Source organism: Thermomonas flagellata (assembly GCF_022419185.1).
GTDB classification, from domain to species: Bacteria; Pseudomonadota; Gammaproteobacteria; order Xanthomonadales; family Xanthomonadaceae; genus Thermomonas; species Thermomonas flagellata.
This window is the reverse complement of record NZ_JAJOZK010000011.1, coordinates 54356-67443: the sequence shown is the minus strand read 5'-3', so window position 1 is coordinate 67443 and position 13088 is coordinate 54356. Positions and strand designations below refer to the sequence as shown.

Here is a 13088-nt window from a genome sequence, read left to right as displayed (position 1 = left end):
GCCCGCCGTGGCACGCGGCCATACCCCACGCGGCACCACGCGCTTGCGCCCGGGTGAAACCGGCCGCGCCCTCAGGAGCTGCAGGAGAGCATTGCGCAGCCCGGGCGCGTGCGCGCCCAGTCGGGCCGGCGCGCGGCATAGTGCGCGCGCCCTGGCTGTTCCTGGTACGGTCGCTGCAGCACTTGCAGCAAATCGCGGAGGGCGCCGGTGTCGCCGGCCTCGGCGCGGTCGATCGCTTCCTGCAGCAGCCAGTTGCGCGGCACGTACAGCGGGTTCGCGGCCTGCATCCGCGCGATCCGCTGCGCGGCCGGCAGCGGGTCGCGCTGCACCCGCGCGGCGTAGGCGGCCAGCCAGTCCTGCAGCGCCGCCTCGCCCGCGGCGCGCCGCGCAGGGTCGTAGAACGCGGCCTCGAACGGCGCCAGCGTCGGCGCCTGCGGGTCCACCTCGGCCAGCGCGCGGAACCACAGGGTCATGTCCGCCTCGAAGTCGCGCAGCAGCAGCCGCAGCCGGCGCAGCAGGGCCAGATCTGCGTCCTCGCAGGCAGACAGCCCCAGCTTGCGCGCGCAGACCGCACGCTCGGCTGCGGCGTATTCGGCGGCATAGCGGTCCAGCCCGGCCTGCAGCGGCGCCGGGTCCGGGCACAGCGGCGCCAGCGCCTGCGCCAGCATGGCGAGGTTCCAGTAGGCGACCCGCGGCTGCCAGCCGAAGCGGTAGCGGCGGCCGTGGGCATCGGTGGTGTTCGGCGTCCAGTCCGGGTCGTACGGCTCGATCCAGCCGAACGGGCCGTAATCCAGGGTCAGGCCGAGGATCGACATGTTGTCGGTGTTGAGCACCCCGTGCACGAACCCGACCCGCATCCACTCGGCGACCAGGCGCGCAGTACGCGCGCACACCTCGGCGAACCAGTCGCCGAGGCGTGCCTCCTCGCTGCCGGCCATGGCCAGGTGCGGGAAGTCGCGCGCGATGCACAGCGCCACCAGCTGCCGCAGCAGCGGCAGGTCGCCGCGCATGGCCGGCAGTTCGAAATGCCCGAAGCGCAGGAACGACGGCGCCACCCGGCACACCACCGCGCCCGGCTCCGCGCGCGGATGGCCGTCGTAGAACATGTCGCGCACCACCGCCTCGCCGGTCGCGACCAGGCTGAGCGCGCGCGTGGTCGGCACCCCGAGGTGGTGCATCGCCTCGCTGCACACGAATTCGCGCAGGCTCGAGCGCAGCACCGCGCGGCCGTCCGCGCCGCGCGCATACGGGGTCGGCCCAGCCCCTTTCAACTGCAGTTCGCGGCGGCCACCGTCCGCCAGCACCGCCTCGCCGAGCAGGATCGCACGGCCATCGCCCAACTGCCCGGCCCAGCGCCCGAACTGGTGCCCGCCGTAGCAGGTGGCGATCGGCTGCATCCCCGGCAGCAGCGCATTGCCGGCGAACACCGCGACGAACCATGGCGCGGCCACGTCCTCCGGGGCGAAGCCGAGCGCTGCCGCCAATTCCTCTGAGTGCGCCAGCAGCCGCGGCGCGACCACTGGCTCCGGATCCACCGCGCTCCACGCCGCCTGCACCTGGCGCGGGAACACCCGCAGCTCCGGATCGCCCGGCAGCAGGCGCCGGAACTGGTTGTCGAAACGCAGGCGCGACATGCATGGATGGTAACCGCGGCAACACCGATGGCCGCGGACAGCGCGTGCGCCGGCCACCGGCGGCGTACACTGCGCGCCTGTCTGCAGCCGGCGATCCCGCCCAGAGGCACCATGCGCGGCGATACCGCCCCTGTCCTGTTCTCCGACCTCGGCCTGCCCGAGCCCCTGCTGGCCGCGCTGCGCGAGGTCGGCTACGAGTCGCCCTCGCCGATCCAGGCCGCCACCATCCCGCCGCTGCTGGCAGGACGCGACGTGCTCGGCCAGGCCCAGACCGGCACCGGCAAGACCGCCGCCTTCGCCCTGCCCGCGCTGGCGCGGCTGGACCCGGCCCCGGGCAAGCCGCAGGTGCTGGTGCTGGCGCCGACCCGCGAACTGGCGATCCAGGTGGCCGAGGCCTTCCAGAAGTACGCCCACCACCTGCCCGGCTTCCACGTGCTGCCGATCTACGGCGGCCAGGGCTACGGCCCGCAGCTGCACGCGCTGCGCCGCGGCGTGCACGTGGTGGTGGGTACCCCCGGGCGGGTCATCGACCACCTAGAGCGCGGCACCCTGGACCTGTCCGGGCTGCGCATGCTGGTGCTGGACGAAGCGGATGAGATGCTGCGCATGGGCTTCATCGACGACGTCGAGGCGGTGCTGAAGAAGACCCCGGAGACCCGCCAGGTGGCGCTGTTCTCCGCGACCATGCCGGCGCCGATCAAGCGCATCGCCCAGACCTACCTGCGCGAGCCGGTGGAGATCGCGATCAAGGCGCAGACCACCACCGCGGCCAGCATCCGCCAGCGCTACTGGATGGTCAGCGGCACCAACAAGCTGGACGCGCTGACCCGGATCCTGGAGGCCGAGCCGTTCGAGGCCATGATCATCTTCGCGCGCACCAAGCTGGCCACCGAGGAGCTGGCCGAGAAGCTGTCCGCGCGCGGCTTCGCGGCGGCGGCGATCAACGGCGACGTCGAGCAGAAGACCCGCGAGCGCACCATCCAGCGCCTGAAGGACGGCGACATCGACGTGCTGGTGGCCACCGACGTGGCCGCGCGCGGCCTGGACGTGGAACGCATCAGCCACGTGCTGAACTACGACATCCCCTACGACACCGAGAGCTACGTGCACCGGATCGGCCGCACCGGCCGCGCCGGCCGCAGCGGCGAGGCGATCCTGTTCGTGGCCCCGCGCGAGCGCGGCATGCTGGGTGCGATCGAGCGCGCCACCCGGCAGAAGATCGAGCCGATGGCCCTGCCCAGCGTGGACGCGGTGAACGCGCGCCGGGTCGCCAAGTTCCTCGACCGCATCGACGGCGCGCTGGCCGGCGACGACCTGTCGGTGTTCCGCGACCTGGTGGAGCGCTACGAGCGCGAGAAGAACGTGCCGGCGGTGGAGATCGCCGCCGGCCTGGCCAAGCTGGTGCAGGGCAAGACCCCGCTGCTGCTGCCCACGCCGGCCGTCCCGGAAAAGACCCCTGCCGCTCGCGAGGGGCGGCCGCCGCGGCCCGAGCGTCCGGCCCGCGCGCCGCGCGAACACGGCCCGCGCACGCCACTGCCGGCCGATGTCGGGATCCAGACCTACCGCATCGAGGTGGGCTACCGGCACGGTGCCCAACCCGGCCACATCGTCGGTGCCATCGCCAACGAGGCCGACCTGGAAAGCCGCTACATCGGCCGCATCGACATCCGCGACGACTACACCCTGGTGGACCTGCCGCAAGGCATGCCCGACGAACTGCTGCAGCACCTGCAGACGGTGCGCGTGGCCAGCCGCCCGCTGCGGATGCGCCCGGCCACCGATGCCGACATCGACGCCCCCAAGCGCAAGCGCGCCTTCGGTCCGCCGCGCGGCGCCCGTCCGGGCCCGGGCGGCCCCGGCGGCCCGCGCAAGCCCGGCGGCTTCAAGCCGCGCGGACCGCGCTGAGCCACGCGACCCGCTCCCGCCGCCATTCCCGTGCAGTCCCCGCGCAGGGTGCCATCGCCGCGCTGGCGCGCGCGAGCACGCCCTGCGGCGAGAATGACGCGCCCTCCCCTGCCCTGACCCTGCGCGGATGACCGCCCCGCCCGCCACGTCCTGCGATGCCCTCGTCATCGGCGCCGGTGCCGCCGGCCTGATGTGCGCGCTGACCGCCGGCCAGCGCGGCCTGCGCGTGCGGGTGCTCGACCATGCCAACAAGGTCGGCAAGAAGATCCTGATGTCCGGTGGCGGGCGCTGCAATTTCACCAACACCGGCACCACGCCCGCGAACTACCTCTCGGCCAACCCGCACTTCTGCAAGTCGGCGCTGGCGCGCTACACGCCCTGGCATTTCATCGCGCTGGTGGAGCGGCACGGCATCGCCTACCACGAGAAGGAACTGGGCCAGCTGTTCTGCGACGAGTCCTCCAAGCAGATCGTGGCGATGCTGCTGGCCGAGTGCGCGGCCGCCGGGGTGGAGATCCGCACCCACTGTGCGATCGAGCGGGTGGAGCACACCGACGCCGGGCGCTTCCGCCTGCACACCGCGCAGGGCCGCTTCGAGGCGCCGTCGCTGGTGGTCGCCAGCGGCGGGCTGTCGATCCCCAGCATGGGCGCCAGCGGGTTCGGCTACGCGCTGGCCCGGCAGTTCGGCCACGCCGTGCGGCCCACCCGCCCCGGGCTGGTGCCGCTGACGCTGAGCGGCAGGCACGCCGAGCGCCTGCACGACCTGGCCGGGGTGGCGCTGCCGGTGGAGGCGCGCTGCAACGGCATGGCCTTCCGCAACTTCCTGCTGGTCACCCACCGCGGCCTCAGCGGCCCGGCGATCCTGCAGATCTCCAACTATTGGCAACCCGGCGACGACCTGCGGCTGGACCTGCTGCCCGGGCAGGATGCGGATGCGCTGCTGCGCGAGTGGCAGCACGCGCGGCGCGATGCCGAACTGAAGACGCTGCTGGCCGAGGTGCTGCCCAAGCGCTTCGCGCAGCGCCTGTGCGCGCACTGGATCGCCAGCAAACCGCTGCGCCAGTACACCCCGCGCGAATTGGACGGCATCGCCGCACTGCTGCGCGACTGGCCGCTGGTGGCCAGCGGCACCGAGGGCTACCGCACCGCCGAGGTCACGCTTGGCGGGGTGGACACCGAGGGGCTGTCATCACAGACCATGATGTCGCGCCACCTGCCGGGGCTGTATTTCATCGGCGAGGTGGTGGACGTCACCGGCTGGCTGGGCGGCTACAACTTCCAGTGGGCCTGGGCCAGCGGCCATGCCGCCGGCCGTGCGCTGGCCGCCTGAGCCCGCACTGCCTCGCTCACCACGGCCAGGGGAGCCCGAGCGCGGGACCGAAGTACCACCAGGCCAGCAGCAGGATCGCGATCCACAGCGCGGCCTTGAGCAGCGCGCCGGCGAGCTTGAACGCGGCATACAGGGCCAGCACCAGCAGCAGGACCGCCAGCCAGTCGCTGTGCACCACGTGCAGCGCGGGATCGCCGCTCATGCCGGGGCGCCGTCCCGCAGCGGGCGCAGCCGGGGATCCAGCGCGATGCGGTCGTCGAACACGAAGCAGCGGCCGCGGTAGCCGACCCCGCCGACGCGCGCGAAGTAGCCGAGGATGCCGTCGTCCAGCTGCAGCACGTTGTCCATCCCGTCCGCGCGCATCCACAACGCCGCCTTCTCGCAGCGGATGCCGCCGGTGCACACGCTGACCACGGTGGCATCGCGCAGCGCCTCGCGGTGCGGGGCCAGCGCCGCCGGCAGGTCGGTGAAGCGGTCGATCGGCAGGGTCAGCGCGCCAGCGAAAGTACCGTGCGCGACCTCCTCGCGGTTGCGGGTGTCCAGCACCACCAGGCGGCGCCCGGCATCGTCATGGCCCTGTGCGATCCAGCGCGCCAGCGTCGGCGCATCCACCGCCGGCGCGCGCAGGCCGGCCCGCAGCGGCGAGGCCGCCTCGCGCCGGAAGGTGATGATCTCCGGCTTGCGCTTCACCTTCAGCCGCGCGAACGGGACCGCCTCGCTCCAGCTTTCCTTGGCGTGCAGCGCGGCAAAGCGCGGGTCGGCGCGCAGCCAGGCGAGGAACCCGCGCAGCGGCCCCTCCGCACCGGCGAGGAACAGGTTCAGGCCTTCCGGCGCGACCAGCACGGTGCCGCGCAACCCGGCAGCCGCGGCGCGCGCGTGCAGGCGCGCGGCCAGCGCATCGGCATCGGCGATCGCCACGAACCGGTAGGCGGCGATGTTGAGGATCATGCGGTGGCGGCGCGGCGCTTGGCGGCAAAGCGCGCATTCTAGTCGCGCGCAGGCCGCCTCGCCGGCGAAGGCGCAGCGCGCTGGCTGCAGGCGCGGGCCTGAGCCCTCCCGACAAGGCCGCCTTCAGCGCTTGTCCGTCGCCGTGTTGTTGCCCGCTGCCGCGTTCTCCGTCGCCGCCTTGGCCGCTTCCGCCGCGGCGCGGGCGCGCGCGGCCTGGTCCTGCTGGAATTCGGCCATGTACGGCAGGTCGCGCAGCACCTTCGAATGCGGGTCCAGGGTGTAGCTCTCGTCCGCCGCGATCGCCACCGCGCCCTGCCCGCCGGTCATCGGCACCTCCACCACGCGGCGGCCGATGCGCACCTGCACCGGCATCGGGAACGGGCGCCCGCCCTCCACCTGCCAGCGCAGACGCAGCATGCCGCCGTCGCGCTCGGCCAGCAGCGCCGGCAGCTGCACCGTGCGCAGGTAGGCATCGAAGAACCAGCGGTAGTCGCGGCCGGTGACGCGGTTGACGATCGCGACGAAATCGTCGGTCGAGGCCTGGCGCGGCCGGAACTGCCCGGGCCGTGGAGCATCCGTCCCGTAGACCAGCTCGCGGATGCTGCGGAAGAAGGCATCCTCGCCGATCAACCCGCGCAGGGTGTGCAGCATCAGCGCGCCCTTGTAGTACACGTCGTTGCCCGGGCCGCGGCTGGCATCCGACACGTCCTTCTCCAGCATCGGGTGGCCGGCCACCACCGGGTGCTTCAGCATCAGCACCGAGCGCATCTTCATCAGCGCGGCGTCGTACTCCATGTCGCCGCGCAGCCACTGCAGGTACAGCGGCTGCATGTAGGTGGCGAACCCCTCGTGCAGCCAGAAGTCGTCCCAGTCGGTGTTGGTCAGCTGGTTGCCGAACCACTCGTGCGCGAACTCGTGCTGCAAGAGCCAGTCGTAGCCGGTCTCGGCCTTGCGGTAATCGTTGCCGTAGGCATTGATGGTCTGGTGCTCCATGCCCAGGTGCGGGGTTTCCACCACCCCCATCTTCTCGTCGCCGAACGGGTACGGGCCGATCCTCTCCTCGAAGAACTCCAGCATCGGCGCGAACTGTGCGAACAGCCCCTCGGCCTGCGCGCGGCGGCCCTTGAGGTACCAGAAGCGCAGCGGGATGGTGTTGCCGTAGCGGGAGGCGTAGTCGGCCTGCAGCAGCTCGTACGGGCCGATGTTGAGCGCGATCGCGTAGGTGGCCGGCTGGCGCGCGCTCCAGTGGTAGGTTCGCCAGCCGTCCTTCTCCTCCATCCCGGTCTGCACGCCGTTGCTGGCCGCCACCAGCGGCGCCGGCACCGTGATGTGCTGCACCACCCGCTCCGGCTTGGCCAGCGGGTGGTCGATGCACGGCCACAACAGGTCGCAGCCCTCGCCCTGCACCGCGGTGGCCACCCACGGCTCGCCGGTGGGTGCGGTGGCCCAGACGATGCCGCCGTCCCACGGCGCCTTCTTCGCCTCGTGCGGGTGGCCGGCGTAGCGGATGTGCAGCACCGGCCGCGCCCCGGCCGGCAGCGGTGACTCCAGCGCGATGCGCATGCGCCCCTCGGGGTTGCTCCAGCGCACCGGGCGGCCGTCCACCTCCACCGCGGACACCGTGTAGTTGCGGTCCAGGTCCACCACCAGCGCCGGCAGCGGGCGCGCCAGGCGCAGGGTGAGGTGCGCGTCCGCATCCAGCCACTTGCGCGCGGGATCGACCTTGAACGCCAGGTCGGCCAGTTCGATCGTGGTCGCCAGTTGCTCCGGCGTGCGCGGCAGGCCGGTGGCGGCGGTGGTGGTGGTCAGCGCCGGCTGGTCAGCCGCAACCGCCATGGCCGGCATCGCCACCGCCCACAACAGCCACCCCACCCATCGCCGCATACGCATGCTCCTGCCGGAAGGCGCGCAGGCTGGCATTCCGGCACGACCACGGCCACTGCCGATGGTCACGCCGGACGCCGGCTGAATGCCCGTGAGGCCGGACGCGGACGGGGGCACCGCAAGGCGGAATTCTCAGCAGGCGTTCATTGCCCGCCGCGTCAACTGCGAGCAGCGCGAGGGGGCTCGCGCATCGCCGGAGACCGACCATGTTCCGCCTTGCCGAACGCACTTCCCTGGTCATCGCCCTGGGCCTGTTCGCCGGTGCCGGCGCGGCCCTGCCCGCCGCCGCACAGGACGCCGAGGACGGCATCGAGGCGCGCAAGCCGCGCCATGCGCAGCCGCGCGAGGCGGAGGCACGCCCGCAAGTGGCCGAGGAACGCCGCGCCGCGTTCGGCGAGCGCCTGCGTCCGCCGCGCGAGCACCAGGGCGAGGCCGATGCGCCGCCGCGGTTCCAAGGCCCGATCCGGCCGGAGCGCCATGAGCCCTGGGGCGATGCCCTGCGCGAGCGCCAGGCCGAGCGCCGGGCCGGCTTCGATATCCGCGATGGCGCGCCTCCCCCGGCACGCGACGCGCACCGGCCGGAGCTGCCCGCGCAGGACTGGCAACAGGCGCGTGAGGAAGCACGCCGCGCCGCAACCGCCCGCCGCGAGGCCGAGGCCAGGGCGCAGGCAGATGCGCAGCAGGCGCGCGTGGCCGAGGAGGCACGGCGACAGGCGGACGACGCGGCACGGCGCGCCGGCCTGCAGGCGGATGCACGCATGATCGCCGAGCAGCGCGCCCGCGAAGAGGCCCGCCGCGGCAGCTGGGAGGAACGCCGCGACCGCGATGCCCGCCCGGGCCGCGACTGGCGCGACGACCCGCGCGGACGCGAGGACCCGCGCCGCCGCTACGAGCAGGACCGCCGCCAGGCCGAGCAGTGGCAGCGCGAGCAGGCGCGCCGGCAGTGGGACTACGAGCGCCGCCAGCAGGAGGCCGAGCGCGAGCGCCGCGCCGCCCAACTGCGCTACCAGCGCGACTACTGGCGGCGCTGGCAAGCCGAACAGGCGCGCTGGGAGCGCGAGCGGGCGTGGTGGAACTGGCAGTCGCCCTACTACGCGGCGCCGGCACGCATCCGCTACGGCTACGACGGCCGCTGGTACTTCACCAACCAGTACGGCGCCGAGGTGCTTGAGCGCGCCGTGCGCGACGGCTACCGCGAGGGCTGGTACGCCGGCCGCGCCGACCGCCAGGACGGCTGGCGCTACGACCCGCGCGCCAACTACGCCTGGATCGACGCCAGCTTCGGCTATCCCGGCTATCTGATCGGCTACGACGCCTACCGCTACTACTTCCGGCAGGGCTTCGAGCGCGGCTACCGCGACGGCTACTACGCCCGCTACCAGTATGGCTACTACGACCGCGGCAACGACTACGCGGTGATCCTGCCGGTGGTGCTGGCGGCGATCCTCGGGTTCAGCCTGCACTGATCGCCGGGCGCAGGCCGGGCCTATTCGAGGCTTGGCCAGTCGTTCGGCAATAACGTCTCGCGGTAGCCGTGCCAGGTGGCGTAGGCCAACCACGGCATCGCCACCGCCAGCCCGAGCAGGGCGGTGGCGAAGGCGAGCGCCGTGATCGCCACCAGCAGCGCGCCCCACAGCAGCATCACCGGCTTGTTGCGCAGGACCGCGTTCACGCTGGAGACGCAGGCGGTGACCATGTCCACGTCGCGATCGGCGATCATCGGCAGCGAGAACGCGGAGATCGCGAAGGTGAGCGCGGCGAACACCGCGCCGACGCCGCTGCCGACCAGCAGGTATTCGAACAGGGCCAGGCGGTCGCCTGCCTCCATCGGCCATAGCGCGCTGAGCATCATCCCGGCGCGCGACCACAGCAGGATCACCACGCCCTGCACCAGCGCGTACACCCCGGCCTGGCCGAGCACGCGCCGCATCATCCCGCACGAGCAGCGCAGGCTCGGCGCCAGCCCGCGCTCCAGGCTGCGGCTGACGCAGTACAGGCCGACCGCCAGCAGCGGGGCCACGAACACGAAGCCGGACAGCAGGGTCGCCAGCAGCGCGAAGCGCCCGAGCGACCACGCCAGCGCGGCGACCACAAGGCTGACGACCACCACCACCGCGCCGAACGCGAGGCTGATCCCGGGCGCGCGGCGCAGGTCGCGCCAGCCCAGCGCCAGCCAGCGCCACGGCGCGTCCCAGCCCAGCCGGCGGCAGGGCACCGCGAACGGGCGCGGCGCCGGCTCCGGGGCGCTGGCGGGATCGACCGAGGCCATGGCCGGACGCTAGCAAACCACCGCGGCCGGCGCATGCTGCGGCACGGCGAAGGCCGGGCGCATCCGCGGCCGTGCCGCGGGCGTACCATCGGCTGCCACCCCCACCGGAGCCTGCCATGCGCCGCCTCGCCCTGCCCGTCCTGCTCGGCCTGCTGGCCGCCTCGTCCGTCGCCGGCGCCGCGCTCAAGCCCGGCACGCCCGCGCCGATGTTCACCGCACCCGCCTTCCTCGCCGGCCAGCCCTTCACCTACGACCTCAAGGCCGCGCTGGCCAAGGGGCCGGTGGTGCTCTACTTCTTCCCGGCCGCCTTCACCCCGGGCTGCAACGTCGAAGCCGCCGCGTTCTCGCAGGCCATCGACCGGTTCAAGGCGCACGGTGCCAGCGTGATCGGCGTGACCGCCGGCAATACCGAGCGGCTGGCGGAGTTTTCCAAGGACACCGAGAAATGCGCCGGCAAGTTCCCGGTCGCGGCGGACGAGGGCGCGAAGATCGCCAAGACCTACGACGCCACCCTCACGCTCAAGCCGGACCTGTCCAGCCGCACGTCCTACCTGATCGGGCAGGACGGCCGCATCCTCGCCGAGTACGACTCCATGAACCCGAACCAGCACGTCAAGCAGATGCTGGACGCCCTGCAGGCCGCGCAGGCCAAGGCCGGCGGCAAGGCGCCCGCCGCCGCGTCATCCGCCAAGGGCGGCTGAGGCGCATCCGGCCGCGTCGCCGCGGCCACCGCGATGGTAACGGGCTTGCCGGCGCTCAGCGTCGGCAGGTATTCACGCCGATCAGCTTGTAGATCGGGCAGAAGTTGAACAGCCCGGTCAGCAGCGGCACCACCCCGATCCAGGCCCAGACCGGCCCGCCGAGCAACGCCCAGGCGATCAGCGCCAGCCCGACCACGATCCGCAGCCACTTGTCGATGCCACCCACGTTCGCCTGCATGACGCGCTCCTCCCGTTAGGCGGCGTTCCGGGGGAGTCCCCGCGCCGCGCCACGAGTATGCACCCGCCGCGCGCCGGATGCAGGGCGCGGCGGCGGGCCGGCCTCACCAGATGCGCACGCGCTGCTCCGGCGGCAGGTACATCGCGTCGCCCGGCTTCACCCCGAACGCCTGGTACCAGGCATCCAGATTGCGCACCGGGCCGTTGGCGCGGTACATCACCGGCGCGTGCGGGTCGGTCTTGATCAGCCGCAGCAGCGCCTCGTCGCGGTACTTGCCCTTCCACACCTGCGCCCAGGCCAAGTAGAAGCGCTGGTCGCCGGTCAGGCCATCGATCACCGGCGCCGGCTTGCCCTTGAGGCTGAGCTGGTAGGCGGTGTGGGCCATCGACAGGCCGCCGAGGTCGCCGATGTTCTCGCCCAGGGTCAGCTTGCCGTTCACGCATTGCCCCGGCAGCGGGCAGTAGGCGTCGTACTGCTTGGCCAGCGCCTGGGTGCGCTGCTCGAAGCGGGCGCGGTCCTCGGGCGTCCACCAGTTGCGCTGGATGCCGTCGGCATCCGACTTGCTGCCCTGGTCGTCGAACCCATGGCCCATCTCGTGGCCGATCACCGCGCCGATCGCGCCGTAGTTCACCGCCGGGTCCGCGTTCACGTCGAAGAACGGCGGCTGCAGGATGGCGGCCGGGAACACGATCTCGTTGAACGCCGAGTTGTAGTAGGCGTTCACCGTCTGCGGGGTCATGCCCCATTCCTCGCGGTCGGTCTTCTGCCCGACCCGGCGGTTCTGGTCGACGCGGTTGAACTTGCGCAGCGCGATCGCGTTGCCGAGCAGGTCGTCCGGCCTGATGCTGACGCTGGAATAGTCCTTCCACTGCGACGGGTAGCCGATCTTCGGGCGGAACGTGGACAGCTTGCGCAGCGCCTCGGCCTTGGTCGCCGGCCCCATCCAGTCCAGCTGCTCGATGTTCTGGCGCAGCGCCGCGCGCAGGTTCTCCACCAGCGCATCCATCGCCGCCTTTGCCTCCGGCTTGAAGTAGCGCGCCACGTACAGCTCGCCGAGGGCGTCACCCAGCCCGTTGCGGGCGCCGACCAGCGCCAGCGCGCGCTTCCAGTCCTCGCGCTGCGCCTTCTGCCCGCCCAGCACCTTGCCGTTGAACTCGAACGCGGCCTGGTCGATCTGGCTGCTGAGCAGCTCGGCGTTGCCATCGACCGCGTGGAAGGCGAGGTAGTCGCGCCAGGTGGACAGCGGGGTGGCGTCGACGATGTCGATCACCGGCTGCAGCACGTCCGGGGTGGCCACGTTGAGGTCGGCCGGCTGCGGCATCTGCTGCGCGCGCAGCTGCGCGGCCCAGTCGTAGCCGGGGTATTTCTGCTGCAGCTCGGCGAAGGTCAGGACGTTGTAGGTCTTGTCGCGGTCGCGCAGCTGCACCCGGTCCCACTGCGGCTTGGCCAGCGCGGTCTCGAGCGCCAGCACCGCCTCGGCGCGCGCCTTGGCGTCGGGGCCGGTGATGCCGGCGAAGCCAAGCATGCGCTGGATGTGGGCGAGGTAGGCCTCGCGGATCTTGGCGAAGCGCGGATCGGGGTTGAGGTAGTAGTCGCGGTCCGGCAGGCCCAGGCCGCCGACCCCGAGGTTGACCTGGTAGCGGTCGGGGTTCTTGCGGTCGATGCCGACGTAGAACCCGAACGGCGCGCTGCTGCCGTCGATCCCGGCCTCGCCGAACGCCGCGACCAGCTTGTCCTTGCCGTCGATCGCGGCGATCTTGTCCAGCACCGGCTGCAGCGGCTTGATCCCGGCCGCGTCGCGGGTGGCGCGGTCGGTGAAGCTCAGGTAGTAGTCGCGCAGCTTCTGCGCGTTGCTGCCCGGGGCGAGGTCCTTGCGCGCCAGCAGCTCGTCCATGATCTGCCGGGTTTGCGCCTCGGCGCGGTCGCGCAGCTCATTGAAGGAGCCGTAGCTGGTCTCGTAGTCCTTGAGCTGGTAGGTGTCGATCCAGTGCCCGCTGGCATAGCGGTTGAAGTCGTCGCCGGGCTTCACCGCGAGGTCGCGCGCGGACAGGTCCACCCCGAAATCGCCGATCTGGGCCTTGCCCGCAGCCTTGCCCGGCGGGGGCGCCGCCACTGCCACCGCCGTCGCGCCCAGCGCGAGCGCGATCCCGATCGCCAGCCATGTCCGCTTTGCCATGTG

General features: G+C 72.5%; 11 protein-coding genes. 4 read left to right on the top strand and 7 right to left on the bottom strand.

Annotated features, from left to right (window positions below):
- Nucleotides 1–71: 71 nt before the first annotated feature.
- Nucleotides 72–1634, bottom strand: a complete 1563-nt coding sequence (locus ML340_RS10725; protein WP_240099491.1) for a protein adenylyltransferase SelO — start codon at nucleotides 1632–1634, stop codon at nucleotides 72–74.
- Nucleotides 1635–1745: 111 nt separating this feature from the next.
- On the opposite strand from ML340_RS10725, the gene ML340_RS10720 reads away from it, so the two are divergent.
- Both ML340_RS10720 and ML340_RS10715 read left to right on the top strand, forming a co-directional pair.
- The gene (locus ML340_RS10720; RefSeq protein WP_240099489.1) at nucleotides 1746–3539 is read left to right on the top strand and encodes a DEAD/DEAH box helicase; all 1794 of its coding nucleotides are present in this window, start codon (nucleotides 1746–1748) and stop codon (nucleotides 3537–3539) included.
- Nucleotides 3540–3666: 127 nt separating this feature from the next.
- Entirely contained in the window at nucleotides 3667–4869 is a 1203-nt protein-coding gene (locus ML340_RS10715) for a BaiN/RdsA family NAD(P)/FAD-dependent oxidoreductase (protein WP_240099487.1), read from the top strand.
- A 16-nt stretch (nucleotides 4870–4885) separates the two neighbouring features.
- On the opposite strand, the gene ML340_RS10710 is transcribed toward ML340_RS10715, so the two are convergent.
- The 3 genes from ML340_RS10710 to ML340_RS11950 form a co-directional block, all read right to left on the bottom strand.
- Nucleotides 4886–5071, bottom strand: a complete 186-nt coding sequence (locus ML340_RS10710) for a hypothetical protein (RefSeq protein ID WP_240099485.1) — start codon at nucleotides 5069–5071, stop codon at nucleotides 4886–4888.
- Nucleotides 5068–5817, bottom strand: coding sequence for a sulfurtransferase (locus ML340_RS10705; RefSeq protein WP_240099483.1), 750 nt, complete (start codon nucleotides 5815–5817; stop codon nucleotides 5068–5070). The genes ML340_RS10710 and ML340_RS10705 overlap by 4 nt, the downstream gene beginning before the upstream one ends.
- A gap of 123 nt (nucleotides 5818–5940) precedes the next feature.
- A complete protein-coding gene (locus ML340_RS11950; protein ID WP_275672713.1) occupies nucleotides 5941–7653 on the bottom strand; it encodes a M1 family metallopeptidase in 1713 nt (570 codons plus the stop codon).
- A 254-nt stretch (nucleotides 7654–7907) separates the two neighbouring features.
- On the opposite strand from ML340_RS11950, the gene ML340_RS10695 reads away from it, so the two are divergent.
- Nucleotides 7908–9167, top strand: coding sequence for a hypothetical protein (locus ML340_RS10695; protein ID WP_240099481.1), 1260 nt, complete (start codon nucleotides 7908–7910; stop codon nucleotides 9165–9167).
- 20 nt (nucleotides 9168–9187) lie between these two features.
- Here ML340_RS10695 and ML340_RS10690 read toward each other — a convergent pair whose 3' ends face one another.
- Entirely contained in the window at nucleotides 9188–9970 is a 783-nt protein-coding gene (locus ML340_RS10690) for a DUF2189 domain-containing protein (protein ID WP_240099479.1), read from the bottom strand.
- A gap of 116 nt (nucleotides 9971–10086) precedes the next feature.
- Between ML340_RS10690 and ML340_RS10685 the strand changes: the two genes are divergently transcribed.
- Nucleotides 10087–10671: a peroxiredoxin gene (locus ML340_RS10685; RefSeq protein WP_240099477.1), complete on the top strand. Its 585-nt coding sequence runs from the start codon at nucleotides 10087–10089 to the stop codon at nucleotides 10669–10671.
- Between the two features lie 55 nt (nucleotides 10672–10726).
- Here ML340_RS10685 and ML340_RS10680 read toward each other — a convergent pair whose 3' ends face one another.
- Both ML340_RS10680 and ML340_RS10675 read right to left on the bottom strand, forming a co-directional pair.
- Nucleotides 10727–10909 (bottom strand): YgaP family membrane protein, encoded by a 183-nt coding sequence (locus ML340_RS10680; RefSeq protein WP_240099475.1) that lies wholly within the window; start codon nucleotides 10907–10909, stop codon nucleotides 10727–10729.
- 103 nt (nucleotides 10910–11012) lie between these two features.
- Nucleotides 11013–13085: a M13 family metallopeptidase gene (locus ML340_RS10675; protein WP_240099473.1), complete on the bottom strand. Its 2073-nt coding sequence runs from the start codon at nucleotides 13083–13085 to the stop codon at nucleotides 11013–11015.
- Between the last annotated feature and the right edge of the window lie 3 nt (nucleotides 13086–13088).

Bases quoted from the DNA above. Each gene is read 5' to 3' on its own strand.
- ML340_RS10725 (WP_240099491.1), bottom strand. From the start codon at position 1,634: ATGTCGCGCCTGCGTTTCGACAACCAGTTCCGGCGCCTGCTGCCGGGC.
- ML340_RS10720 (WP_240099489.1), top strand. From the start codon at position 1,746: ATGCGCGGCGATACCGCCCCTGTCCTGTTCTCCGACCTCGGCCTGCCC.
- ML340_RS10715 (WP_240099487.1), top strand. From the start codon at position 3,667: ATGACCGCCCCGCCCGCCACGTCCTGCGATGCCCTCGTCATCGGCGCC.
- ML340_RS10710 (WP_240099485.1), bottom strand. From the start codon at position 5,071: ATGAGCGGCGATCCCGCGCTGCACGTGGTGCACAGCGACTGGCTGGCG.
- ML340_RS10705 (WP_240099483.1), bottom strand. From the start codon at position 5,817: ATGATCCTCAACATCGCCGCCTACCGGTTCGTGGCGATCGCCGATGCC.
- ML340_RS11950 (WP_275672713.1), bottom strand. From the start codon at position 7,653: ATGGCGGTTGCGGCTGACCAGCCGGCGCTGACCACCACCACCGCCGCC.
- ML340_RS10695 (WP_240099481.1), top strand. From the start codon at position 7,908: ATGTTCCGCCTTGCCGAACGCACTTCCCTGGTCATCGCCCTGGGCCTG.
- ML340_RS10690 (WP_240099479.1), bottom strand. From the start codon at position 9,970: ATGGCCTCGGTCGATCCCGCCAGCGCCCCGGAGCCGGCGCCGCGCCCG.
- ML340_RS10685 (WP_240099477.1), top strand. From the start codon at position 10,087: ATGCGCCGCCTCGCCCTGCCCGTCCTGCTCGGCCTGCTGGCCGCCTCG.
- ML340_RS10680 (WP_240099475.1), bottom strand. From the start codon at position 10,909: ATGCAGGCGAACGTGGGTGGCATCGACAAGTGGCTGCGGATCGTGGTC.
- ML340_RS10675 (WP_240099473.1), bottom strand. From the start codon at position 13,085: ATGGCAAAGCGGACATGGCTGGCGATCGGGATCGCGCTCGCGCTGGGC.